23 protein-coding genes are annotated in these 25,942 nt (G+C 40.8%); 16 read left to right on the top strand and 7 right to left on the bottom strand.

The genetic code is table 11. From position 1 onward, the window contains the following. Window positions 1–351: 351 nt before the first annotated feature. Both ACZ427_RS18315 and ACZ427_RS18320 read left to right on the top strand, forming a co-directional pair. Window positions 352–1,686, top strand: coding sequence for an acyl-CoA thioester hydrolase/BAAT C-terminal domain-containing protein (locus ACZ427_RS18315; RefSeq protein ID WP_461177391.1), 1,335 nt, complete (start codon window positions 352–354; stop codon window positions 1,684–1,686). 50 nt (window positions 1,687–1,736) lie between these two features. After that, window positions 1,737–2,351, top strand: coding sequence for a PH domain-containing protein (locus ACZ427_RS18320; RefSeq protein ID WP_461177390.1), 615 nt, complete (start codon window positions 1,737–1,739; stop codon window positions 2,349–2,351). A 112-nt stretch (window positions 2,352–2,463) separates the two neighbouring features. On the opposite strand, the gene ACZ427_RS18325 is transcribed toward ACZ427_RS18320, so the two are convergent. After that, the gene (locus ACZ427_RS18325) at window positions 2,464–3,408 is read right to left on the bottom strand and encodes a sodium:calcium antiporter (RefSeq protein WP_464883482.1); all 945 of its coding nucleotides are present in this window, start codon (window positions 3,406–3,408) and stop codon (window positions 2,464–2,466) included. Between the two features lie 355 nt (window positions 3,409–3,763). On the opposite strand from ACZ427_RS18325, the gene ACZ427_RS18330 reads away from it, so the two are divergent. Continuing rightward, complete coding sequence (locus ACZ427_RS18330) at window positions 3,764–4,345, top strand: NADPH-dependent FMN reductase (RefSeq protein WP_461177389.1); 582 nt, start codon at window positions 3,764–3,766, stop codon at window positions 4,343–4,345. An 84-nt stretch (window positions 4,346–4,429) separates the two neighbouring features. Beyond that, window positions 4,430–5,008, top strand: a complete 579-nt coding sequence (locus ACZ427_RS18335; protein WP_461177388.1) for an NADPH-dependent FMN reductase — start codon at window positions 4,430–4,432, stop codon at window positions 5,006–5,008. A gap of 52 nt (window positions 5,009–5,060) precedes the next feature. On the opposite strand, the gene ACZ427_RS18340 is transcribed toward ACZ427_RS18335, so the two are convergent. From ACZ427_RS18340 to ACZ427_RS18350, 3 genes are all read right to left on the bottom strand, one after another. After that, complete coding sequence (locus tag ACZ427_RS18340) at window positions 5,061–5,180, bottom strand: DUF4023 domain-containing protein (protein ID WP_461177387.1); 120 nt, start codon at window positions 5,178–5,180, stop codon at window positions 5,061–5,063. 500 nt (window positions 5,181–5,680) lie between these two features. Continuing rightward, window positions 5,681–6,124: an Hsp20/alpha crystallin family protein gene (locus ACZ427_RS18345; RefSeq protein WP_461177386.1), complete on the bottom strand. Its 444-nt coding sequence runs from the start codon at window positions 6,122–6,124 to the stop codon at window positions 5,681–5,683. 163 nt (window positions 6,125–6,287) lie between these two features. Beyond that, window positions 6,288–6,869 carry a GbsR/MarR family transcriptional regulator gene (locus ACZ427_RS18350; RefSeq protein WP_461177385.1) on the bottom strand — a complete coding sequence of 194 codons (582 nt, stop codon included), beginning with the start codon at window positions 6,867–6,869 and terminating at the stop codon, window positions 6,288–6,290. Window positions 6,870–7,121: 252 nt separating this feature from the next. Between ACZ427_RS18350 and ACZ427_RS18355 the strand changes: the two genes are divergently transcribed. The 5 genes from ACZ427_RS18355 (at window position 7,122) to ACZ427_RS18375 (ending at window position 12,300) form a co-directional block, all read left to right on the top strand. After that, window positions 7,122–8,276: a betaine/proline/choline family ABC transporter ATP-binding protein gene (locus tag ACZ427_RS18355; protein ID WP_461177384.1), complete on the top strand. Its 1,155-nt coding sequence runs from the start codon at window positions 7,122–7,124 to the stop codon at window positions 8,274–8,276. A gap of 13 nt (window positions 8,277–8,289) precedes the next feature. After that, a complete protein-coding gene (locus ACZ427_RS18360) occupies window positions 8,290–8,934 on the top strand; it encodes an ABC transporter permease (protein ID WP_461177383.1) in 645 nt (214 codons plus the stop codon). 19 nt (window positions 8,935–8,953) lie between these two features. Next, window positions 8,954–9,880 (top strand): osmoprotectant ABC transporter substrate-binding protein, encoded by a 927-nt coding sequence (locus ACZ427_RS18365; RefSeq protein WP_461177382.1) that lies wholly within the window; start codon window positions 8,954–8,956, stop codon window positions 9,878–9,880. Continuing rightward, on the top strand, window positions 9,880–10,524 hold the full coding sequence (locus ACZ427_RS18370; RefSeq protein WP_461177465.1) for an ABC transporter permease: 645 nt from the start codon (window positions 9,880–9,882) through the stop codon (window positions 10,522–10,524). Before ACZ427_RS18365 ends, ACZ427_RS18370 begins: the two co-directional genes overlap by 1 nt. A gap of 99 nt (window positions 10,525–10,623) precedes the next feature. Further along, on the top strand, window positions 10,624–12,300 hold the full coding sequence (locus ACZ427_RS18375; protein WP_461177381.1) for a CocE/NonD family hydrolase: 1,677 nt from the start codon (window positions 10,624–10,626) through the stop codon (window positions 12,298–12,300). Between the two features lie 196 nt (window positions 12,301–12,496). On the opposite strand, the gene ACZ427_RS18380 is transcribed toward ACZ427_RS18375, so the two are convergent. Beyond that, a complete protein-coding gene (locus ACZ427_RS18380; RefSeq protein ID WP_461177380.1) occupies window positions 12,497–12,736 on the bottom strand; it encodes a hypothetical protein in 240 nt (79 codons plus the stop codon). Window positions 12,737–13,370: 634 nt separating this feature from the next. Between ACZ427_RS18380 and ACZ427_RS18385 the strand changes: the two genes are divergently transcribed. Beyond that, window positions 13,371–14,258, top strand: a complete 888-nt coding sequence (locus tag ACZ427_RS18385) for a DUF4352 domain-containing protein (protein WP_461177379.1) — start codon at window positions 13,371–13,373, stop codon at window positions 14,256–14,258. Window positions 14,259–14,648: 390 nt separating this feature from the next. Next, entirely contained in the window at window positions 14,649–15,698 is a 1,050-nt protein-coding gene (locus tag ACZ427_RS18390; protein ID WP_461177464.1) for a 2,3-butanediol dehydrogenase, read from the top strand. Window positions 15,699–15,749: 51 nt separating this feature from the next. Here ACZ427_RS18390 and ACZ427_RS18395 read toward each other — a convergent pair whose 3' ends face one another. Next, on the bottom strand, window positions 15,750–16,301 hold the full coding sequence (locus ACZ427_RS18395; RefSeq protein WP_461177378.1) for a DUF488 domain-containing protein: 552 nt from the start codon (window positions 16,299–16,301) through the stop codon (window positions 15,750–15,752). 381 nt (window positions 16,302–16,682) lie between these two features. Between ACZ427_RS18395 and ACZ427_RS18400 the strand changes: the two genes are divergently transcribed. The 5 genes from ACZ427_RS18400 to ACZ427_RS18420 all read left to right on the top strand — a co-directional run bounded on the left by ACZ427_RS18400 (window position 16,683) and on the right by ACZ427_RS18420 (window position 25,033). Next, window positions 16,683–17,081, top strand: a complete 399-nt coding sequence (locus ACZ427_RS18400) for a (deoxy)nucleoside triphosphate pyrophosphohydrolase (RefSeq protein WP_461177377.1) — start codon at window positions 16,683–16,685, stop codon at window positions 17,079–17,081. Window positions 17,082–17,269: 188 nt separating this feature from the next. Next, complete coding sequence (locus ACZ427_RS18405) at window positions 17,270–20,425, top strand: DUF3427 domain-containing protein (protein WP_461177376.1); 3,156 nt, start codon at window positions 17,270–17,272, stop codon at window positions 20,423–20,425. A gap of 183 nt (window positions 20,426–20,608) precedes the next feature. Then, complete coding sequence (locus tag ACZ427_RS18410) at window positions 20,609–22,897, top strand: DUF4011 domain-containing protein (RefSeq protein WP_461177375.1); 2,289 nt, start codon at window positions 20,609–20,611, stop codon at window positions 22,895–22,897. After that, a complete protein-coding gene (locus tag ACZ427_RS18415) occupies window positions 22,825–24,375 on the top strand; it encodes an AAA domain-containing protein (RefSeq protein WP_461177374.1) in 1,551 nt (516 codons plus the stop codon). The genes ACZ427_RS18410 and ACZ427_RS18415 overlap by 73 nt, the downstream gene beginning before the upstream one ends. Before the next feature lie 355 nt (window positions 24,376–24,730). After that, window positions 24,731–25,033, top strand: a complete 303-nt coding sequence (locus tag ACZ427_RS18420; protein WP_461177373.1) for a hypothetical protein — start codon at window positions 24,731–24,733, stop codon at window positions 25,031–25,033. 152 nt (window positions 25,034–25,185) lie between these two features. Here the strand turns inward: ACZ427_RS18420 and ACZ427_RS18425 are convergent, their stop codons facing one another. After that, window positions 25,186–25,680, bottom strand: coding sequence for a PTS sugar transporter subunit IIA (locus ACZ427_RS18425; protein ID WP_461177372.1), 495 nt, complete (start codon window positions 25,678–25,680; stop codon window positions 25,186–25,188). Window positions 25,681–25,942: the final 262 nt, after the last annotated feature.

Here is a 25,942-nt window from a genome sequence, read left to right on the forward strand (position 1 = left end):
AAGTATATAAAGTTGCAATGCACATAGCAGCGAAGGAAATACACGGAGACTCCAGCGGGAGAAAAGGCATCGGTGAGACCCCGGAGTGCGATAGCACGAGGAGGCTCACCAGCCGCCCGCGGAAAGCGTAGTGTATTTCCGTAGCGAGTAATAGCACCAACCATAATTTCAGGTTGCATCGCATTTTATATCAACTTCATCGTGATGAGCAGCAAACTATGAGAAAAGAGTTTTATCATAGATTATTGGGGGAAATTTCATAGTTATGCATAATCAGAAGCGGAATTCGCGTATTCATAGTATGATAGAAGCAACAGATTATAAATTCATATAAGGTAGGGAATTTCATACATGATAAGTAGTATAGATGAGATGCCTCAATTTATTGTCGTTCCGGAAAATGCACTCGTAGATGAAGTGGTCAAGATTCGATTAACTGGGTGTATCCCGAACAAGGCAGTTACGATTTATGCAGAAACCAGAGATGAGGAAGACAACACCTTTATATCACACGCGGTTTTTAAGGCAGATGATCATGGAACGGTTGATATAAGCAAGCAAAGACCACGAAGCGGCTCCTATGATGAAGTGGATGCGATGGGATTATTCTGGTCGATGGAACCGGATGACCCAAAGAAAAAGGCGCTGTTTATAAAATTAACCTCCATCCCTGTGAAGGTTGCCTTAACAGCGGAAGTGGATCAGGAAGTGATTGCGCGAACAATCGTAGAGCGCTCATTTTTAAGTGATGATGTTATCAGACGTGAAGTGACGGAAGAAGGAATGGTTGGTACGTTCTACCAACCATCTGCTCCCGGCCCCCATCCATGTGTACTTATTCTTGGCGGATCTGATGGTGGGTCACAGGAAAATGCAGCGGCGCTAATGGCATCACACGGCTATGCAGCGTTCGCCCTGGCCTATTTCGGAGTGGAAAATCTTCCGAAAGATCTAATCAATATCCCGCTGGAATACTTTGAAACTGCTATTCATTGGCTGCAGCAGCAAACGGGGGTGGATGAGGAAAAGATTGCAGTAATTGGCTTCTCCCGAGGCGGAGAGCTTGCGCTTTTATTGGGTGCTAATTTCACAGAAATCAAAGCGGTCATTGCCGGCTCGCCAAGTGCTGTTGTAACTTCCGGTATGCGTAACGATGTCTTTGCACCGGAGCCTTCCTGGACATTTGGTGGGGAAGTCTTGCCGTATTTAAAATTTGTATACCGGCCTTCCACCATGTTTCGTATGTTAAGTAACTGGATCACCCGCCGTCCTGCAACTTTTCTTTCCATTTGGCATAACTCGTTAAAAAATAAGGAGAAGGCTGAAGCGGCGCGCATCCCTGTTGAAGATATTCAGGCCCCGGTTATGCTTATATCAGGCGGGGACGATCAGTTGTGGCCTTCCACTATGTTTGCAAACAATGTCATGGAGCAACTCTCCAGGGAGAAGCGGCCTTATAATGATATCCATTTACACTATGAAACTGCCGGACACTTTCTTTGTTTTCCGTACAGTCTGCCTAATCTCCCGGCAAATATACAAATGGCTGTAGGTGGAGGAATGACGATGACGTTTGGTGGGGAAAAAAGGGAAAATGCGCTGGCTGCAAGAAAGTCATGGCCACAAATGCTAATGTTTTTGGAGCAGTCCATGGAATTAAACATTCAAACAAACCATCCGAAATGATATAATCATATAGGAAAGAATAAATCTTCCAAAAAGAGAGGGTGCCACAAATGTTTAAAAAAATTGCTTCAGATGCTTTAGGTTTATCTGATATTGGTAGAATTATCGGACCTGAGGATTATGACAAAACAGACGCAGATGATTATGTCAGACATGAAGATGACGAAAAAATCTACTTTCTTATTAAGACGAAGGCAGATGAATATTGCTTTACCAACTTGGCGCTGATTCATGTGGATGGAGAAAAGGCAACATCTTCCAAACAAACATTAAAGCGCTACACCTATTCCCAATATAAAATATCCAATGTTCTTCTTGAAACTGCCGGCAGAATTGATATGGATATCGAAATCAAATTTACATTGGGAAATGAACTCTTCAACATTGATGTACATAAAAATGAAATTGAAAAACTAAAAGATTTGTATAAAGCATTGCTGTATATTTCTGAAAAAACACATGAAAATGAAACGTTACTGAATATGGCAGGGCAAAGTCTGGATAAAGCCGTGACAGTCATGCAAAATTCCAGAACTTCTGAAACACAGCTGGCGGAGCAATACAAGGAGATTACTGAATTTGGATTCTCCTGGCTGAAATCAACCCGTGAAGAATATCATGTGAAAGACTTTGGAGATGTATTTGAGAAATATATTAATAACTAGACGTGCATCATGAACAAAAAAGCAGGTTTCCTACGATAAAGGAAATCTGCTTTTTGCATGGATTTAGAAGCGATAATTGCTGAGAAGGATAAATTGTCCCTGCTTAAATAAACTACCCCAGGATAATAAAGCTAACGATGGCGATATAGCTGATTACAGCTATGAGAGAGGGAATAATATACGTAAAGGTGTTCCGTGTATAATCCCTTTTGATAATCAGCATAACGATAGCTGTTAAGAAAAAGCCTGTGAGCGAGACGAGGATGATTTCATTACTGGTATTATGCCAAATGCTGCCATTAAAATAGAAAACATCCCCGATGGTTATGACAAACAGGTTAAATACATTGCTGCCAAGAATGGTTCCGATTGCCATGTTCACATTTGTTAAACGTAATGCCGTAAATGTACTCATCGCATCAGGAAAGGATGTGGCCAGGGCAACCAGGATACTCCCCACCAGTGTAGCGCTGAGTCCGGTATGCTGAACCATTGCATCCCCTGAGATTGACAGGGCACTTCCGGAGGCAAAAATAATGAGTGCATATATGACAAAGCGGCTTATTGACCGCTTTAGGCTGATGTTCTCTTCCGATGGTCTTTTTTGTTGTTGACTTACAGTTCCTTCCGTTTTTTTTCTGGAAACAAACCACATTCCCAGGATATATACAAACGCAACGGCTACACTGGTCATACTTATATTTACAAGTGTGAAAGAAAAGTCGATAGCCAGTCCAACTGCTGTAATCATACATAATAAAAGGGCAATCACTCCAGTATACAAGTGATTGTCGGAAACCTTTAGAAACAAACGTTTTTTCCGAAAATGAAGATCCATCATAAATAATACGAAGAAGTTAAACAAGATACTTCCTAAACCGTTCCCGACTGCGATATCAGCATTACCAATGATACCGGCAGAGATGGTAGCAGTTAATTCCGGCAGGGAAGTGGCCCCGGCCAGGAGAAGCGTTCCTGCCAGAAATCCGCCCATCTTTGTTTTGGTACTTATCTCATTTGCATGTGTTGCAAGGCGAATAGCAGAGAAAGCTGACACGACAGCCGCTATACTAAAAATGATAATCGTCGTTGATGCACTGATAAGCTATGACCTCCTTTCAGCATTAGGGGCACGTCTACTGCTCTGTATAGTGATGCACAAGGATTTTCTAAAAATTCATTTCTAATAGTATTTACCCTGCAAGGATAAGCTGAAACTTCGTATAAATATAAGATGATAATTACTTTTCGTAACTCTGTGACAAAATATGAAAAATAATTGTTGCATATCTATTTTAATGATGTTATTATAATTATGTTGAATTAAAAAGTATTGAATTAAATATAGTTTTTCGTAAGCTATACCCCGTTTAATTAAACGTAAAAAAATGTAAATAGCAGGAGGAAATATAATGTTAAAAATAGGTATCGTCTTAGGAAGTGTACGTCAAGGTCGTAATGCAGAAGCAGTAACAAACTGGATGTATGATTTTGCAGTAAACCGTAAAGATGCGGATGTTGCATACGAAATCGTGGATCTGGCTGATTATAATCTGCCAATGATGGGTGCTCAATTACCCGAGGCACAACAGGCAGAAGCTGGGGCAGTAATCAAATCCTGGTCAGACAAAATGGCTTCCTTCGATGGCTACATTTTTGTAACACCGGAATACAATCATGCTGTAGGCGGAGCATTGAAAAATGCGCTGGACTACTTGAATCCGGAATTGAATAACAAAGCGGCTGGATTTGTCGGTTACGGCAGCCTGGGAGGAACACGCGCACATGAAAACATGCGTCTGATCCTTGGTGAGCTGCAAGTTGCAGATGTACAGATTGCAGTAACTTTTTCACTTATTACTGACTTCGTAAACATGAGTGAATTCAAACCTGCTGACTATCATGCGGCAAATGCCAATGGAATGCTTGATCAAGTAATCGCATGGAGCGGTGTTTTGAAAAATGTAAGAGAGAAAACAGCAGTTAAAGCATAAGGAACGATCAACATTTAGGCGGTGAATTTATACATGGGCTTTTTAAATAAATTATTTGGTAAGTCAAACAAGGGGGAAACAGAGATGTCAGAATCTAAATTAAAATTAGCGATTGTGCAAGGTAGTGTACGTGATGGACGTAATGGTACAGCAGTGGCGAAATGGATGCACGATTTCGCAACGAAGCGTAATGATGTAAATGTGGAATATGAAGTAGTAGACCTTTCTGAATATAAACTGCCATTGCTTGGTCAGGAAGTAGCAGAAACTCAGAAAGCAGAAGCAGACGCTGCTATTCAAGCATGGTCAGAAAAAATGGCTTCCTTCGATGGCTATATCATTGTAACACCGGAATATAATCATGCAGCAGGTGGAGCATTGAAAAATGCATTTGACTATCTGAAACCGGAAGTGGCAAATAAAGCAGCTGGTTTTGTAGGATATGGCAGTTTAGGTGGAGCACGTGCGCACGAAAACCTGCGTCTAATCTTCGGTGAGCTGCAAATCGCAGACGTACGCACAGCAGTAACATTCTCACTCATGACAGACTTCGTAGACATGAGCGATTTCAACCCTGCTGCATATCATGCAGATAATGCAAACCAAATGCTCGATCAACTTATCGCATGGAGCGAAGGATTTAAAACATTAAGAGTTTCATAATTATGGAAAATAAAAATGGCTGTCAGGAACTTCCTGGCAGCCATTTTTATTTTTAATGCCGCTTACTTGGTAATTTCTTTGCAGGATCGCCATTTCCTTGTTTCTGTTTATTTCGCTTGTCCTTTTTCTTTGTATCATTAAACTTTTTTACAAAGTCATTGGTACTGTCCATTGGTGAAAGCCTCCTATGAAGAAAGATAGCGTTAGTTTAACCATTTTATTGGAAAAAATGCTTATATCGTAAGAGGATTAGGGCGAACGCCGGAGCATCGCCCGTGAGCGCAGGACTTACGATCATGAACGCCGGACCAACGCCCGTGAGCGCCGGGCTTGAGGGCGTGAACGCAGAACCGCGGGCCACGAGCGCCGGACCATCACACATGAGCGCAGGACTCAGGGCCACGAACGCCGGACCAACGCCCATGAGCGCCGGACCGCGGGCCACGAGCGCCGGACCATCACCCGTGAGCGCCGGACCCCGGGCCACGAGCGCCGGACCATCGCCCATGAGCGCAGGACTTACGAACATGAACGCCGGACCATCGCCCACAAGCGCAGGACCAACGCCCGTGAGCGCAGAACCCACGCTCACAAGCGCCGGACCACAACAATATCCATACTCCAACCACAAATCATCCACAAAAAAAGAGGACGCTATTCCGCCTCTTTCACTCAATCAATATCAACTTGCTTCCCTGTCGTTTTTTCCGGATTTAATTTGGGAATCTTTACATGCAGGATGCCATCTTCCAGTTTTGCTGTAATTCCATCCTCCTGCATATTATCCATATGGAATTGACGCACAAATTCTCCATAATGCCTTTCCCGGCGTACGACTTTCGCTTGATCGTTTATGTGCTGCTCCTGCTTCTCACGTTTTGCGTGAATCGTTAACTTATCCTGTTCGATGCTGAGGGTAACATCTTCTTTGGAAAAGCCCGGCAGTTCCGCTGTAACATAATAGGCGTATTCCTTTTCGATAATATCTGTACGGAAAGGACTGAATTTCCCATGTATTGGAGAAAATACCTCATGATCAAAGACATCTTTAAATGATTTAGCAACATGCTGAAAAAAATCCTCATTTCTTTTTCGGTTAGGCTTGAAATCAGACATAACCATTTTCCTCCCTTTTTGGTCATCTCCATTCGTTCATCATTATTCTATGAAAAGGATAACCAATTTGATTCAAAATGGAGTCTGGTTCACATAAAAAAACGTCAGAAGCATATGTTTAACATGCTTCTGACGTTTTTCGGTCATTTGCCCGCTGCTGTTTCTATCTATCGTCGTCTGTGCTGTTTGGCAAGTGAAAGGGAACAGAATCAAGTACTTTACCGCTTTCAAAGAATTCTACCAGCCTGCTGATCCAGTCATAATAAGCGGTCCATTCGGCTAATTCCTGTTTCAAGTCTGCCTTTCTTTCTTCCACGGTTTGGGAAATTTCCCCGTCATATCTTTGTTCAAGCTGACTGACTTTATCCTCAAGCCGTCTCGCCAGATGAGAGTTCTTGCTGACTACTTCCTTCCAGTTGGTTGTAAACAGGGAAATGAAGGTCTGCACATAATCATTTTCTACATTGTAATATTCTTTGCGGCTGCCTTTGACAAATTCCTTCTCGGCAATATTTAAAGCCATCATCTCCCGCATGACTTGGCTCATTCTCGTTTTACTCATACCGGTTTCTTCGGCAAGCTCATCCAGGGTCATTGGACCACGGTTTAAATAAATAATACCTAAGAGCCTGCCGACCGAGGCTGACACACCGAATGTTTTCATATTATCGGCGATGCGCTCGGAAATCTGTACTTCTGCACGCTCCAATTCCTTCATTACCTTCTCTTCGGTATTGGGACTCATTGACTCTCCTCCAACTTGTTTTATACATAACTTATCATTTTTTAGTGAAAATTAAAATAGGAAGACCAGGGTCTTAAATGGAGTAAAATGGAGGAATTTTACGATGTAAACTATATAAAATCTGTACAATTAAAATTGCATGGATTTTACGCTGAAATCACTATATCTGCACATTTGGTTTTAGCGTTATCTTCTATATAATTACTTTAGTTGTTTGCTCAAACAAAATTTAGACATGGAGGTGTGCTGACTTTGTTAGAATTTAAAAATGTAACAAAACGATATAATGGCGGGAAACCTGCCGTGAATAATTTAAATCTCAAAGTTGAAAAAGGGGAATTCGTCTGTTTTATCGGTCCCAGTGGTTGCGGAAAAACTACGACGATGAAAATGGTGAATCGCCTCATTGATGTATCAGATGGATCTATTCTTGTGAATGACAAAGATATTACCGATCAGGACGCGGTGCAATTACGCCGCTCTATTGGCTATGTCATTCAGCAGATTGGGTTGATGCCACACATGACGATCAAGGAAAATATTGTACTTGTCGGGACATTGCTCAAATGGCCACAGGATAAAAAGGACAGACGAGCAAAGGAATTACTAGAGCTTGTGGATCTGCCGGAAGAATACCTGGATAAATATCCGCACGAACTAAGTGGTGGACAGCAACAGCGTATTGGTGTGTTACGGGCACTTGCAGCAGACCCGCCACTTATCTTAATGGATGAGCCATTTGGTGCCCTGGACCCGATTACAAGGGATACGTTGCAGGAAGAGTTTAAAAAACTGCAAAAGGAACTGGATAAAACCATTGTCTTTGTAACTCATGACATGGATGAAGCATTGAAGTTGGCAGATAAGGTTGTCATTATGCGTGCAGGGGAAGTCGTACAAGCCGCAAGCCCTGAAGAGATTCTGCGTAATCCAGCAAATGAATTCGTTGAGGAATTCCTTGGAAAAGATCGCTTAATTCAAGGACGTCCAGATGTGACTACTGTTGGGCAAATCATGGGGAAATCTCCGGTCACTGTAGAAACAGGAGAAACACTGAAAACAGCTATTTCCAAAATGCGCGATGCGCGTGTGGATTCTCTGCTCGTAGTGGATCGGGATAATGTGCTGAAGGGCTACATTGATGTGGAAATGGTCAATATGAATTACAAAAAGGCTACAAGCGTATATGAAGCAATGGAAACGGAAATTTTTTCTGTTTTCCAGGAAAACCTGTTGCGTGACACGGTACACAAGATTCTCAGACGAGGCGTAAAATACGTTCCTGTTGTCGATGAGTCCCATAAACTTTCGGGGATTGTGACAAGAGCATCCCTTGCAGATATTGTCTATGACACAATCTGGGGCGATGGTTCAGAACTTGAAGAAACCATAGCCTCTGTAGAATAGGGAGGTGCATATTATGATGGAATTTTTCGCACAACACGGTTCAGAGTTACTTGTTAAAACGGGTGAGCATTTATATATTTCTGCTGCGGCCATGCTGTTAGGTGTACTTGTGGCTGTACCGCTTGGCGTCTTGCTGACACGGATTCCGAAGATTGCTGATCGGCTGATTTCGTTTATTGGAATTCTGCAGACAATCCCAAGTCTTGCTATTTTGGCTTTCTTTATTCCACTACTGGGTGTCGGGAAATTTCCTGCAATCATTGCCCTGTTCTTCTATTCTCTTCTTCCTATTTTACGGAACACTTACACAGGAGTTAGTGGCGTGGACAGCAATGTGATGGAAGCAGGTAAAGGAATGGGCATGAACAATTGGGAATCAATTATGAAAATTGAACTTCCATTGGCCATGCCGGTCATTATGGCAGGTATCCGCCTTTCCACAGTATATCTGATTGGCTGGGCAGCACTTGCCGCTTTCATCGGTGGTGGCGGACTAGGTGATTTTATTTTCGACGGAATGAACTTGTACCAGCCTGAATTAATTGTTGCCGGTACCGTTCCAGCAACAATTCTGGCATTGATCGCCGACAGACTTCTTTCTGTCATTGAAAGAAAGCTAACACCAAAAGGATGGAAAGAAACCTATCAAACAACTTAAGATGGAAGGTGAAACTACTATGAAAAAAAGGATACTTCACATTTTCGTCGCTTTCGCCTTTCTTATTCTTTCCGGTTGCGCCCTCCCAGGGTTGGCGGGGCCTTCAGAAAATACGGTACGGATTGGAACATTGGGCACCGCTGAATCGGAAGTGATGGGTGAAATGCTGTCGATTATGATTGAACGCGAAACCGATCTGAATACACAGCTCGTTACCAACCTCGGTTCTTCCATTCTGCAGCATCAGGGTATGACAACAAATGACCTTGATATGACATCAACACGTTATACCGGAACAGACTTATCCGGTGCACTGGGAATGGATCCGATTACGGACCCGGATAAAGCGATGGAAATTGTACAAAGTGAATTCGATAAACGATTCGACCAGACATGGGGAGAGTCCTACGGCTTTGAAAACAGCTATTCCGTAGCGGTCACCCAGGAATTTGCCGATGAGGAAGGAATTGAAACAGTCTCCGATCTGGAACCATATGCGGATGAGTTACGATTCGGTGTGGATAACGCCTGGGTCAACCGGGAAGGCGATGGATATGATGGCTTTAAGGAAACTTACTTTGATTTTGGAGAAGTGTTTCCAATGAGCATCGGACTTGTATACCAGGCTGCTGCCAGCGGTCATATGGATGTTGTTCTAGCTTATTCTTCAGATGGACGGATTAAGGAATTTGATCTGAAAGTACTGGAAGATGACAGACGATTCTTCCCACCATATGATACATCACCTGTTGTTCATAATGAATTGCTTGAAAAACAACCAGAGATTGGTGAAGTCATGGACAAACTGTCTGGTACAATTTCAACGGAGAAAATGCAGGAATTGAACTACGAGGTGGATGTAAACCTGAGAAATCCGAGACAGGTAGCACAAGAATTCCTGGAAGAGAATAATTACTTTGAGTCAAGTGAGGTGGCGGAAAAATGATGGAAACATGGGAACAACTCGTCACATATGTATCCCAAAACGGTGGATATATATGGACACAATTTTACCGGCATTTTCTGATGGCAGCATATGGTGTCTTGTTTGCGGCCATTATCTCGATACCACTTGGCATCTTAATTTCAAAAAAGACTAAATTAAGTGGATGGGTTCTGACATTCGGAAATATTATTCAGACCATTCCCGCCCTTGGTGCATTGGCTGTGCTGATGATTGTGCTTGGGCTTGGATCGACCACAGTTATTGTGACATTGATGCTCTACTCCATTCTGCCTATTACACAGAATACGTATGTAGGCATGAAGGAAGTGGATAACCACATTATTGAAGCGGGACATGCTTCGGGAATGACAAAATTTCAGCTGCTGCGCATGGTGGAACTTCCCTTGGCAGTTAGTGTTATTATGGCAGGTCTCAGAACTGCACTTGTTGTTGGTATCGGTATTGCAGCAATCGGTGCCTTTGTCGGGGCCGGCGGTCTTGGTGCCATCATTATCCGCGGCACGAATGCCACAGACGGAACACCGCTTATTCTGGCTGGTGCCATTCCTACCGCACTCATGGCAATCATCGCCGACCTTTTGATGGGCTGGTTGGAACGCAAACTAAACCCAGTTAAATCTTAAAAGAAGGAAGGGAGGGGGTCTGTCCCCCATCTTATTAACGCGTTAATGCTTTAGTGTGATGGGGGACAGACCCCCTCCTCCACATAAGGAGCTGGTATAATGGGAAATTTTGTTGTTGAACAGGATGTGGAATGTACATTATCTGATGGCACGGTGCTTAGGGCGGATGTATATCGGCCTGATCAGGAGGGGCGTTATCCTGTTCTGATGATACGTCTGCCATATGATAAAAAAACACCACGATATTATGATGAATACTTAAGCGTGCCACGAATGGTTGAGGCAGGCTATGTGGTCATTCTTCAGGATGTCCGCGGGCGTTTTGCTTCGGATGGGGAGTTTTATCCGTTCATTCATGAAGGAAGGGATGGCTATGAAGCAGTGGAATGGGCAGCTGGACTTCCATACTCCAATGGAAAGGTCGGTCTGTTCGGGATGTCCTATCATGGATATACCCAACTGGCAGCCGCTGTTGAAGCACCACCTTCTTTAAAAGCCATTGCCCCTGTAATGACAATGGGTGATCCGTGGGCAGAGATGTTAAGCGGGGAATCTAAGGCCAGCAACATCGGCAATCTTGAAACATGGACACTCGCTTCCATGATCGAGGATCAGCTCAAACGGAAGAATGGCCCGAAAGCGGAAAAAGTTCAAAGTTATATCGATGAACTGCCAAAATGGCTGCATCATGCTCCGGCGAATGAGTGGCCGCCAATGAAGGACCTTGACCCGGACTCTTATTTTTTTGATGCGATAAATGATACGTTAAAACCGGAACATCGTGGAAAAATGACACTACTTCCTAAACTTGTGGACGTAAAGACACCCGCTCTATTTATGGGTGGATGGTTTGATGCCCTGCTTCCCCCTACAATCAAGGCTTATCAGGCATACGGGGGAGAGAAGATGTTATGGGTCGGACCATGGACACATGAGGAAATGAGTGGACAGGCTGGAGAGAAATTTTTTGCCTGTGGTGCTGAAGAAATTGGTGTAGATAAAATAAAGGATCCAACAGAAATTCATATCTTATTTTTCGATAAATGGCTGAAGGACAAACCGCTTCCAATAAATAAACCGGTACATCTTTATTTGACTGGTCAGGAAAAATGGGAGGGCTATGAACAGTGGCCTCCAGCTGCTGAAGAGAGAGAATTTTTCCTTGACAGTAGGGGGGCATCGCAGTCTCGCCATGGTGATGGTCAGCTACTGAGCGAACCAGCTACCCGACAAACATCCAGCCTCCTGAAACTTGACCCAGCCAACCCATTCCCAACAAATGGTGGTGGTGTTCTAATCGCCGGTCAGGCTTCCGGTATGTTTGAACAAGGAGAACTCCAGGACCGGAGTGATGTGCTTGTCTACACTAGCATGACGCTGGAGGAGGACTTGGACATTCTCGGAGTCGTTCGCACAAGTATTTGGGCATCCTCCCCAACACCGCTGCTTGACTTGTTTGTACGTGTGTCCGATGTGGAACCAGACGGGAAAGTATATAATGTTGTGGATACCTTTCATCGGGTATCGGTCACTGAGAAAGGTAAGCCATTAAGTGTGGATTTGGCTATCAATCACACTGCATACCGCTTTAAAGAAGGAAACCGTCTGCGTGTGGAAATCGCCGCATCAAATGCTCCACATTTTGATGTCAATCTCAATAACGGCCGAACCACGAGAACATCCTCCGGGGGAAGTGTCGCTTTTGAGCATATTTATCACGGAGAGGAATATCCTTCTCGGATTATGCTTCCAGTTGTTAAACATGAATTTACGTGAAAATATAAAAAGCTTGCAGAGAGGAAACTGTTTCTCTGCAAGCTTTTTTTTTGGCAGTTAAGAAAGTCTAAAACTTCCTTACTGCATAAGCGGAACTAGAGCCTTTCGTCACAAGAGCTTGGCGAAAAGCCAAGTTTTCTAAGCAGTCAGGAGAAAAAACTCCCTGCTGCCACCAGCAATGAGTGAAATACTGAAATTAGCAACAACCGCCGCGTCGTCTTCTTCCACCTTTGTGCCGATTCATTTCTCCGGCTACATCATTATTACATTTGTGATGTTTTCTTCGATTGTTATTGTCGTCTTCATCACTTTCAACAACAGTTACATCGTCTGCGAAAATAACCAGATCATCGACTTCGATAACTTTTCTTCCATTTCGATCAAAATCTCCTGCTACATCATTAAAATTGTTATATTTTCCTTTATACCTGGACATTTAAATTCCCCCCTTTGCTTACTATAATCTATGCTTGTAAGCAAACAATGAATAGACAGGAATATCAATGATGGAAGAAATATACGAATGTCTCTACTAGATCTATCCAATTCGAGGCTGGACTGGCCTGATAAATCCATATTAGAAATCCAAATGCCCCCTGCATATCGGAAACTGAAATTTCTCTCGAATATATACAAGGAGACGTAACTTTTTATTCTTAACTTTGGTTTGGTATAGCAGTCGAAAAGGAAAAACAAAAGAAGTCGATTCCCTGTTGAACATGCAGCAAAGATCGCCCTTGGTACCATCATCGACTTTTTAGATGAACATTCAATGGAGAACGTCACCATGGTTTTGTTTTCTAAAGAAGATTATAACGTTTATACGGATACTTTAAATTTATTTACTTGAAGTCCTTCAGGGGAGCATCGATTATTACAACTCCGGGCAATCCTCTTTAATTAACTGCATAGCTCCCCTCCTGCCAATAAGTCATATAATTAACGAAAATAAAAAAATATATTTATATTTTCGTTCGTAATCTCCTTATCCACAAACATTCATCCTAGGCATAAAGTTGCACACCCTTCTTGTTAAACTGGATTCATAAGAAAAAAAGGAGGAGAAAAAAGTGAAGAAATTGTTGCTATTGTTGTTTGCCGGGATGATGTTAACCCTTGTTGCATGTGGAGAAGGTGAGGATGGGGCAGATGCCTCAACAGAAACAGATGAGAATAGCGGGGAAGTCACAGAAGCATCTGTGGAGACGAACGAAGAGAAAGAATCAGAGGAGATAGAAGTAAACGGTAAGGTAGCACCTGAGGATTTCGACAAGATGTATAGTGATCCTGCAGCATACCAAAATCAAGAGGTTGAATTTACTGGAAAAGTATTTATTGAACCAGAACGGGACGCGGATGGTACCTATATTCAAGTGTATGCAAAGCCGGAAAATCACGAGCAAAATATAATTGTTGGAATAGAAGATTCAAATTTAGAGGTAAGCATGGATGATTATGTGAAAGTTACTGGAGTTGTAATGGATCAGTTCGAGGGGGAAAATCTAATGGGTGGTACACTCGCTGTTCCGGTGGTTTATGCAAGTTCCGTGGAAACTGTTGATTATATAACTGCTGTTTCACCAACATTGAAAACTATAGAAGTGAATGAAGAGATTAATCAGCATGGGTTTGCCGTTGAAGTACAAAAAATCGAACTGGCTGAGAATCAGACGCGTGTCTATGTGAAAGTAACAAATAACACGGATGATAATGTATCTTTGTATGAGCACAGTACCTATTTGATACTAGGCAATCAACAATTGGAGACGGAGTATAACTATGAATCCGACCTGCCTGAATTACAATCAGAAATCCTCCCAGGTGTGGAAGCAGAAGGGGTCTTACAATTTCCGGCAATTGATGAAGCTACTGAAACATTCACTTTCCGTGCGGATGGATCTGCATATAATTACGATTTGGATATCGAACCATTCATCTTTAATATCACTGCTAATTAAAGCGATTCCCGGTCCAGCGAAATAGCTGTGCCGGGATTTTGCTGTCTATACTGATAAAATATTTATCCACATATCTCAACAGTAGTTTTCCGATTCCCTGTTGAACATGCAGCAAAGATCTCCCTTGGTACCATCATCGACTTTTTAGATGAATATCCAATGGAGAGCGTCACCATGGTTTGTTTTCTGAAATGTATAAAGATGCTTATAATCAATTGTCTGAATAATTTATAGGGCTTAATTTTAGGTACAAAGACGATAAATCCAAGTTTAGAATCAGCGAATTGTGGTAGAAAAGTAGTGTGATACATTTATCAAAGAGAGACTCATTTCTTGAATGTACTACTGGATTTGATATTTGAAATTATTCATCAGGAAGGAGAATCATCCATGAAAGCAGCAGTATGGCATGGAAAAAAAGACTTACGTGTGGAAGAAATGGAAGAAAAGCCATTAAAAGATACAGAAGTTAAGGTGAAAGTTGCCTGGGCTGGTATTTGTGGCAGTGATTTGCATGAATATGAAGAAGGCCCGGTCTTCGTACCCAATGAAAAAGAAGATCCACTGACCAAAGAGCAAGCCCCATTAACCATGGGACATGAATTTGCGGGAGTGGTAGAAGAAGTCGGTAAAAAAGTTACAAAATATAAAGCGGGAGACAGAGTAGCGATTAACCCTACCCTGACTCATGGAAATAAACCGGAAGAGCTAGATCCTTATGATGGATTCAGCTTCATTGGTTTGCATGGAGATGGCGGTTTTACCAACTATGCAAATGTTCCAGAAGATAATGTTTACTTATTGCCTGAATCATTAACCTTACAGGATGGAGCTTTAGCAGAACCTACCGCTGTTGCAGTAGAAGCGGTGAAAAAAGGAAAACTTCAATTTGGAGATAAAGTTGCTATATTTGGAGCAGGCCCAATTGGATTGTTAACTGCTGTTGCAGCAAAAGCAGCCGGTGCAAGCGAAATTATTGTGTTGGATTTATCAGAAGCCCGGCTTAAAAAAGCAAAAGATTTAGGGGCAACTCACATCATTAATTCCGGTGAAGAGGATCCGGTAGAAGCAATTAAAGAAGTGACCCCGAATGGTGTGGATGTTTCCTTTGAAGTAGCTGGAGTAGCCCCGACATTTAAACAGGCAATTGATGTGACAAAAGCACTTGGAACGATGGTGATTGTTTCCATTTTTGCGAAACCAATTGAATGGAATCCAATCCAACTCACGAATACGGGTGTAAATATTGTATCTACAATTGCCTACACACCAACCAGCTTTCAACAGACTGTGGATTTGATGGGTACAGGGCAATTAAAACCACAAGGCGTCATCACAGACCATATCCAATTGGATGATATCGTTGAAAAAGGATTTGAGGCATTGAGCAATGATAAATCACAGGCGAAAATTTTGGTTGAATTAAGTGGTGAAAAATAAGAACACAAAATAAAACAAAGCTCTTCTCACTATTGTGTGAAAGGGCTTTGTTTATTTAAAATCCGGATACACCACAGTTCCATCCGCTTCAATAATTGGCATAGCTCCCCACTCTCCAAGCTGATGAGAAATTAGCCCTATTTCTCCACCATTTCCATCAATAATATGCTTCACATTCCATTCATTTGCCCCAAGCCAGTTACTGATAATCAAGCGATGACATCGTGCAGGATGCCGCTCCGAACAAAAGTATGCAGTTCGGTTACTGGTGGCATGTGTGACAAGTTCATCAATTCCTTCACGAAAGGCTGGGGTGAGTGTATAATCCGCATAATTATGAAAGGATTGATTATTCCACGCCCCGTTTAAGTCAGGGGAAACTTCACCCGATTTATTCCGCCTGCCACCAAGTTTTCGGATATGCCGATAGACAATGCCATATTCCTCCAGCCAACCAGGCATATGGTCTTTGGAAAACTGCGGGAAATTACGACTTCCTGGGTAGGCACGTACATCTATGAGCACTTCAATTCCGGCATAATGGAGCATGTCCAGAAATGCTTCTTTCGAATGGGTGGAGTGACCGATTGTATAGATTTCCATTTTTCTCACCTCGTATTTATTGTATATTCCTTTTCCATGATAGAGCTAAACGGTTTGTTTATGATAAAATAGCTGTAAGATAATGTAGCTGAATTTATTATAGTAGCCATAAGTTGGAGCAAATCTATTACCTACTGGAATAAGTGTAAAACGGTAAATAATGATTCACATTAAAGGGAGTGGAAACGATGGGAGAGAACAAGCGTAAGCCAGATAGATGTGAGGAGTGCAGGGATAAGCGGAAGTATGGGGAGTTTATTTAGGTGTGGTTAGGTAGGATTGGATAATTATATAATCAAGTAATCCAGATTGATCTATCGAAATTGTCTCAATGATTAAATGATCATATTCAATAAGTATATGAAAGACAAGGAGAACAAAATGAAAAAGAACATCCACGTCGTCGGAGCAGTAATTCTTGATAACAATAGAATTCTATGTGCCCAAAGAGGATCAACAAAAACATTAGCATATAAATGGGAGTTTCCAGGCGGAAAAATTGAAGAAGAGGAATCTCCTCAACAAGCTTTAAAACGAGAAATTAATGAAGAAATGCATTGTGAAATAGAAATTGGTGAACAAGTAGCGCATACAGTTTATGAATATGATTTCGGGATCGTTCATTTGACTACCTATTACTGTAAGCTTCTTGAAGGTGAACCTGTATTAACAGAACACAAAGAAATAAAATGGCTGTCTCCAAATGAGCTGGTAACTCTAGATTGGGCTCCAGCAGATATACCAGCTATTGAAAAGCTATCAAATGAACGAATATTATAGCGTGACTAAAGCTACTCGCAATATGTGGGTAGTTTTTTTAATTGATGAGCAATTTGATATATTTATAGGTGAGTAGTAAGATTAGCCTATAAATTGGAAATGAGTGGAGGTTCGAATTATTCCTATATTTTTTGAAATATTTGGAATTAATGAGGTAATTATAGTGTTAGAAATGAGGTGGACTTTTAGTGAAACAGGGTATCTACGAGGAAATTATTAATAAGCAAGTAAAAAATGAACTTAGTTTATTAGATGAAGGGCACTTTGAACTGGAAAAAGATCTTTTAGATGTGGAAGAGGCTCGAAAGGTTTTAGCTTCATATATTTCCTCTATCACAAGAAAAGCGCTTAAATATGTTAGGGATAATGAAACAGACGATAAAGAAGCTCTGTTTAGGCAAATTGATACATGTAATAACATTATTTCCACTTTAAGTAGAGAATTGGATGAAAAGGAATTTGATAAGTTACAAATAGATGAAGAAGGAGAAGTTCTTAATTCAATCTATTCCAAAATAAACTCAATAAAAAGTATTAAAAAGGATAGGACAATTCGTCCGATCACGTCCATAGCCGAAAGCTCCCTTTTTACGGGATCTAATTATGAGCCGGATATGCTTAGCGAATTAAAGAAAGAGATATTATCTTCAAATCAGATCGACTTTTTAGTTTCATTTATTAAGTGGAGCGGAATTCGATGTATCATCGAAGAATTAAAAACATTCACAGAAAACGGTGGGCTTCTAAGGGTTATTACTACATCATACATGGAAGCTACAGACTATAAGGCTGTTATCGAATTAAGTAAGCTGAGCAATACAGAAATTAAGATATCATATGATGTTAATCGAACACGGCTTCATGCCAAGGCCTATATGTTTAAACGTGATACAGGTTTTACGACAGCATACATAGGATCTTCTAATTTATCAAATCCTGCGTTAACATCTGGATTAGAGTGGAATATGAAAGTTACTGAAAAGGATTCCTTCGATATTATAGCAAAATTTGAGGCTACGTTTGAAAGTTACTGGAACGATGGTGAGTTTAAAGCGTTTAATGGTGATATACAATCTAATAAAGTGCAATTAAAGCAGGCATTAAAAAAGAAAAACCTGCTAGAAGAAAACGATGTACACTTCACGTTGGATATAAAACCATATCACTATCAAAAGGAGATGCTGGAAAACCTGCAGGCGGAAAGAGAAGTTTTTGGCCGAAATAAAAATTTACTTGTTGCTGCTACAGGTGTTGGAAAGACAGTTATTTCAGCATTTGATTATAAAAAATTTAGAAAGCAAAATGGAAATCATTCAAGGTTACTTTTTGTGGCACATCGAGAAGAAATTTTGAAACAAAGTAGAGATACCTTTAGGGCAATATTAAAAGACTTTAATTTTGGTGATTTGCTAGTTGGGGGTAGTAACCCGTCTTCCATGGATCATTTGTTTGTAAGTATCCAATCTTTTAATAGTATGAAAATACATGAACGAATAACGAAGGATTTTTATGATTTTATCATTGTTGATGAATTTCATCATGCCGCGGCTAAAACGTATCAGACATTTTTAAGCTATTTTGAGCCAAAAATATTATTGGGTTTAACAGCCACTCCGGAACGTATGGATGGTAAAGATATTCTTTCTTACTTTGATGGAAGAGTAGCGTCAGAAATGAGGTTAACTGAAGCTGTTGATAAAAAGCTTTTAAGTCCTTTTCAGTATTTTGCTGTTAGTGATACAGTAGATTTGTCTACTTTAAAATGGAGTAGAAAAGGATATGATTTAAAAGAGTTAGAGAACGTATATACAAATAATAAAATTCGTAGTAACCAAATTGTTACCAGCCTATATAAATATGTTACGGATATAGATGAAGTAAAAGGGTTGGGTTTTTGTGCTGGCGTAGAACATGCAAAGTATATGGCCAATTACTTTAATCAAAGAAGCATTTCTTCAATTGCTTTACATGGTGGTTCCGACAAAGAGGTAAGGCAATCAGCACAGCAAAAGCTAACAAATGGAGAAATAAAATTCATTTTTGTTGCAGATCTTTATAACGAAGGGGTAGACATACCAGAAGTAAATACTATTTTATTCCTACGACCTACAGAAAGTTTGACTGTCTTTTTACAGCAGTTAGGTAGAGGCTTACGGATAGTAGATGGTAAAGAGTGTTTAACTGTGCTAGATTTCATTGGACAAGCTCATAAAAATTATAGTTTTGAAGAAAAGTTTCGTGCGCTTATTGGAAAAACAAAACATTCAATTAAGCATTATGTAGATGAAGGATTTTCTAATCTACCAAGGGGAAGCTTTATCCAATTAGAAAAACAAGCAAAAGAATACATCTTGAAAAATATCAAAGCTACAGCTAATACGAAACAAAACCTCGTAAATAGGATGAAGTATTTTGAACAGGATACGGGTTTAGAATTAACATTAGCGAACTTCTTAACACATTATCATTTAACACTTTATGACTTTTATGGGAAAAGTAGTAACCGATCCTTTCAACGTATGAAAGTGACAGCGGGAATGGCAAGTGATTTTCATTGCTCGAACGAAGAACAGATTACAAAAAGGTTACCGAAGTTGTTTCATTTAAACTCAAGAAAGCTTTTAGATTTCTTCATTCGTTATGTTGAGGCTAAAGGTGAAATGGATGTAGATGAAGAAGAAAAATTAATGGTTAATATGTTGTATTATTCATTCTTTCAAAAAGAACCGGCCAAAGAGGGCATTTCTTCTATAAAAGATGGGCTGGAACATATTTTAGATAATGAACAAATGCGAACAGAAATCCTAGAATTATTGCAGTTTAATTTTCAATCGATTAAAACAGTGGAAATAGAGAATGATTTTGAATTCACGACCCCATTAACTGTACATTCAACCTATTCAAAAGAACAGATTATGGCAGCATTAGGGTTTTTCGATGAGGAAAAGTGTCCTGCTTTTAGAGAAGGTGTTAAGAACTTTAAAGATAAGAAACTAGATACATTCTTTATTACTTTTAATAAGTCGGAAAAGGACTTCTCGCCTTCAACTTTATACGAGGATTATGCAATCAATGAAAAGTTATTCCATTGGCAAAGCCAAAGCACCATATCTGAGTCCAGCGAAACAGCAAAAAGGTACATCAATCATAAGGAACGGGATCAAAAGATTTCCCTTTTTGTCAGGGAATATAAAAAGGAGTTTGGCTATACATCGCCATTTACATTCTTAGGAACTTGTGAATACGTAAATCATTCAGGAGAAAAACCAATTAATTTTACTTGGAAATTGAGGGAGGAAATGCCACCAGGATTGGTGACTAGAGCAAATAAGATTATTGTTTAATTGTGCAATCTCTGGTGCGTAAATGGTCTCATATCCTCCTCATTTACGATATCTATTCTTAACCTTTCCTTTTCATTTATATTGAAAGTGATCTATTCATTTTATTACGAATTCCCAACATGTATAATATACTCAACTAGTAAAATAGCTCTAGAATAAATACATAATCCCAAGGTGATCAAAATGAAAGAAAAAATGGTCCTGCTGCGTGATCGTTTGAACGATCTCAGCCGCAGGAATCGTTCAATCCGTATGTTGAAACTTTATGATAAATGGTCGTTTGATATAAGTGAGGTCAATAGGATAAATAAAGAGCCTTCCAATCTTCTGCATGACCTCATAGCGAGAAAGGCAAAGACACTGGTGAAACAGGATGTGGCAGATGAGGAAGCATTGATTTTGTCGAAAAAGTTAAATTCCTTATACCGGAATGTGAAATCCATCGAGGAGGAAACAGGTCTTTATGATCTGTATCTTGGCTATCCTTTCATTAGCGGTTCCATGATGGATGGCACGTACGTCAGGGCTCCATTGTTTCTGTATCCAGTTAGACTTGAAAGGGTGAAGAAGCATGGAATCCAGTGGCATGTGGAACCTATCACGGATGAAGCTCCTCAGCTGAATCGTTCTTTATTCCTGGCATTGCAGAAACTGAGTAATCTACATGTGCCGGAAACAATTTATGATGAAGCGGAAGAAAAGGCGGACCAGATTAATCTGAAGGAATGGGCTGACTGGCTGGAAGGCTATTCCTTAAAAGCTGATTACGGTTCTCAAGATGAGCTGCTGAAAGTTCAAAGTTACAACAAAGACGAGATCCCTGCGTTTGATAAAGGAAGCTTTCAGCTGGACAACATGGCTGTCCTTGGCCACTTTCCGCAGGGGAATTCAGCGATGTTAAAGGATTATGAAGATTTTATGGAACTGATTGAAGCAGGAAATGATGATCTGGGACTGGTATCCGAGCTGTTGCAAGTTGGTGAGGAAGAGGGGGATTATACAACAGATAATCTTCCGGGACCAGATACTTCCAGCGAAGAGCCTTTGGAAGAGGAGAAATCCAAATTTCTTGTTCTGGATACGGATGCTTCACAGGAAAAAATCATTGATTCTTTAAAAGATGAAAAAGGGATTGTTGTGCACGGTCCACCAGGTACTGGGAAGTCTCAGGTCATTGTGAACATGATCGCTAATGCTGTGGCCAATAATGAGAAAGTCATTTTGGTGACACAGAAAAGAGCTGCCCTTGATGTGGTGTACCAACGTTTGGATTCCCTCGGATTATTCGCAAATGTTGCGTTGCTACATGATGAGAAAAATGACCGAAGATCCTTGTATCGCAAGTTGAACCAGCAATTGGCGTCTGATAGAAGCTATGAAGATTTGGAGGAGGAGTTTTACCAACTTTCCGAGAAGATCGTAAAGACGGAAAGGAAACTGGACAATATTGCAACAGGCTTATACGAGGTTCAGTCGCATGGTTACAGAGCCTATGACCTATATGGCCTTGGAAAACCCGCAAACCAGCAAGATGCGATTTTGAGTCTGGATAATGTTTTACAGGAACTGAACAAAAATAATTTGAACGATGTATTAATGAAGATTTTCTCCTATGGTAATTATTATAGTCGCTTTGGAGCAGAGGATTACCCACTGAAAGGGAGAAAATCTTTTGCTGAACTGGAAATGAAAGACAGAGTAAGGATCGTGGAAATTTTAAAGAAAGCGATGGAGAAAGCTGAACAGAGTATGGAACACCTTGAGCACTTTGAGGATGAATCGATTACCCCGGAATACAGTTGGCAGGTAAATGATAAGCTGGAAAAGATCTACAGTGATTTAAGTACGGAGGAAAAGAAAACCCTCCAGAAGTTGCGTCTATGGTGGTGGACATCATTTACTGGAAAAACGATTGTTGAAGAATTGGTCGAAGGAAATAAATTCAATGGTCTATCTTCCAAAGAATGGCCAAAGTTGAGACAGAGCCTGCGTATTTTATATGAACTTTCCAATGTCTCTGAGAATATGTCCACTGCGCTAAATGAAATGAAGGGGTATTTTTCAAAAGAAACGATCAAAGAATACCAGGATCAAATAGCTAAAGGAGATATTCCATTATCCGCACTGGATAAGCAGATGGAATATGTAACACAGGACTTTGAAGAGCTAAGGAACATGGACAGGATGTATGATGAAAGCCCTGCTTTTATGAAAGAAATAATCGATGAATTGAAAGAAAAGAGCAAGGATTATATTCACAAGGATTTGGCGGCCCATTGGAAGGACATCGCTGAGCAATCGACATATACTTACTGGATTGATGAGATTGAACGAAAGCATCCTATCCTTACAAAAATAGGAACGGATGATTTTTCCCATACGAGGGATCAGTTAAAAGAATGCTTAGAGGAAAAACAGAGCCTATCCATCAAATTATTGCAGAATCGCAAGAGAAAGTGCTTCAGGAAGTGAAGGATTCTAATGGAAAAGCAATGAAAGACCTGACGTATCAGACCGGGAAAAAAAGACAGATTTGGCCGGTTAGGAAACTGGTAAATCAATATGCGTTGAAAGGCCTGCTAGATGTTATGCCAGTATGGCTGATTTCTCCGGAGATGGCATCAGCAATTTTCCCATTAAAAGAGGAAATTTTCGACCTGGTTATATTTGATGAAGCATCACAGTGTACGGTGGAAAATGGCATACCTTCCATATACAGAGGAAAAAAAGTCGTGATTGCCGGGGACGAAAAACAACTGCCGCCTTCCACGTTATTTAAAGGTGAAGTAGATGCCGGTGAGGATGAGGAGGAACAGGATGATTTTGAGGAATCGGAAAGCCTTCTGAATCTCGCAAAACGTGTGCTGCCGGGCAGACTCCTGGAATGGCATTACCGGTCCAAATCGGAAGAACTGATTAACTTCTCCAACCATGCGTATTACAACGGTAATGTCCAGATCGCCCCAAATGTAGACTATTTGCAGGATCCATCCTGCATTCAATGGCATAAGGTGGATGGACGCTGGATTAACCAAAGCAATGCCGTCGAGGCGGAAGCGGTAGTCGACCTGTTGAAAGAGACGTTGTTGAAGGACTTTTCAAAATCCATTGGTATCATCACATTCAACGCCAAGCAACAGGATGTCATTGAAAATGCGATAGATGCGCGTGCGGAGAAAGATGAGGAATTCGGTGTTGTTTATGATCAGGTGATGGCGAGAGATTTGGATGAACGGATCTTTGTGAAAAATATCGAAAATGTGCAGGGTGATGAGAGGGATATTATCATTTTCTCTATCGCTTACGCAAAAAATGAGCAGGGTAGAGTTTATAGTCGATTTGGAACGTTGGGGAAGCAAGGCGGGGAAAACCGGTTGAATGTGGCGGTAACCCGTGCCAAAGAGGAGATCCATCTTGTTTCAAGCATTGATCCCCATGAATTAAATGTTTCTAACGCGAAAAATGATGGTCCAAAATTTCTAAAGAGCTATATGGAATATGCAAAAGCTGTTTCTGAATTGCAGAAGGATAAAATTGAAGCTGTATTAACGGACCTGAATGAAGAGATGAATACAAAAAGGCAGGAAAGAAACCTGCATTTCGATTCTCCGTTTGAGGAGGAAGTTTACGAACAGCTGACGGGGATTGGCTACAAAATAGATACACAGGTCGGGATGTCAGGCTACCGAATTGATATGGCTGTTGTTCACCCTCACAATCCCAATAAATATATCCTGGGAATCGAATGCGATGGGGCAATGTATCACAGTGCGCCTTCTGCAAGAGAAAGAGATGTGTACAGACAACGATTCCTGGAAAGCAAGGGGTGGACCCTTACCCGCATCTGGAGCAGGAACTGGTGGAAAGACTCCAGCACAGAAGTGGAAAGGATTGATCAATTGATAAAGAGGATGACGGAAGAGGCAAGGGCTAAAAAAGAAGTGATTTAATGCAAAGTAGGCAGCTGCTGGGATGAGTAGCTGTCTATTTGCTAATTTCGATGTGTTTCCTCCATGTACTAAACATATAAATCAGTGTTTCTTTTCACTGATTAACATACCTTCGATACAGCAAAATGACTGTACCGGGGGTTGTTCTTGTATCCAGTTTTAACATGTTTTTTATATCTCTATTGAAAAAACAACGTTACTAACCCTCTGATTTACTTCAAATAAATGATTCACTACTTCAACCGACACTTCATATCCTATCCTGATTTCAATTTTTTTTGCAAAATGGATGGAACATAGGTATACATTCCAAACGGTTTGCTGTAAAGAATCATGTGCAAAGGGGTGTTTCGTGTTGAGGAAGTTTAAAGTTGCCATTGTGGCATTATTTGCATTGTTCCTGATGGCTTGTGGGCCGGCTTTAAGTGATGAAGAGTTGTATGATGAGGCGGTCAGTATATTGGAAACGGAGTTCGCGGAGCCGAATGGGTACGAACTGGAATATTCTTCACTTGAGATGGTTGAGATTGAAGAGGTTGGTGATGATCTCTATGAAGTTCGTGGCAATCTGTTTGATCAATATCAAACCGGGGCAGCATTTACAGTGAAAATAAGTGTCAGTGAAGATAAGCTGAATTATGAGTGGCTGGTGGAATAGTAGTCTACGAAGCCGCACACTTCAATCAGACATAGAAAGTTCTATTTGAAACAGAACACAGGAGACAACCAACATGTCTCCTGTGTTCTTATTTCGTTCATCCATAAAAAAAGGGTTGAGATAACCCAGAGTTTAGCAATGCTCCCGTGGGATTATTTTTGTACGAAAAGCACGCTATCTTCACCTGAACGGACCTCGCCGGTAGTGCCCTTTTTAATCTCACTCATCTCATTGGTATTGGTAATCAATACAGGGGTGATAGAGCTGCTTGCTTTTTCCTCAATGATGTTGATATCAAAGTCAATTAGCTTATCACCTACATCTACTTTATCCCCTTCATTCACATACGAAGTAAAGCCATCCCCTTTTAGCTGAACGGTTTCCAAACCGATATGAAGCAATACCTCTGCACTGTTTTCAGCCCGTATTCCGATTGCGTGTTTCGTTGGGAATACCTGGATTACCTCTCCTTTAACTGGAGATACCAGCTTGCCGTTTGCCGGTTTCACTGCAATGCCATCCCCCATCATCTTTTCTGAAAATACGGGATCAGGTACATCTTCCAGTTGGACGACTTCCCCATCAACAGGGGCATAGATGGTAAGGGAATTATCTCCTTTTTTGCTTTTGAACAGGTTCTTAAACATGTTGATCCATCCTTTTAAAAAATTTATGCAAACTAAAAAATAATTCTCTATTGACCTAAATACAATTCTATTATAATATGATTATAGATTTAGTGCAATCGTTTGCATTAATAATTTAATAAATTATCTCTCTAGCAGGTTCTATTCAGCAGTTAAGAAAGTATAAAATCTTCTTATTGCATAAGTATAATTCATTCGTGATAAGCCAATCTTTCTAAGTTTCTGTAAAAGTATATATATAAGATCTTATGGAAGTGCTTGC

It is taken from the genome of Virgibacillus ainsalahensis (assembly GCF_055380755.1).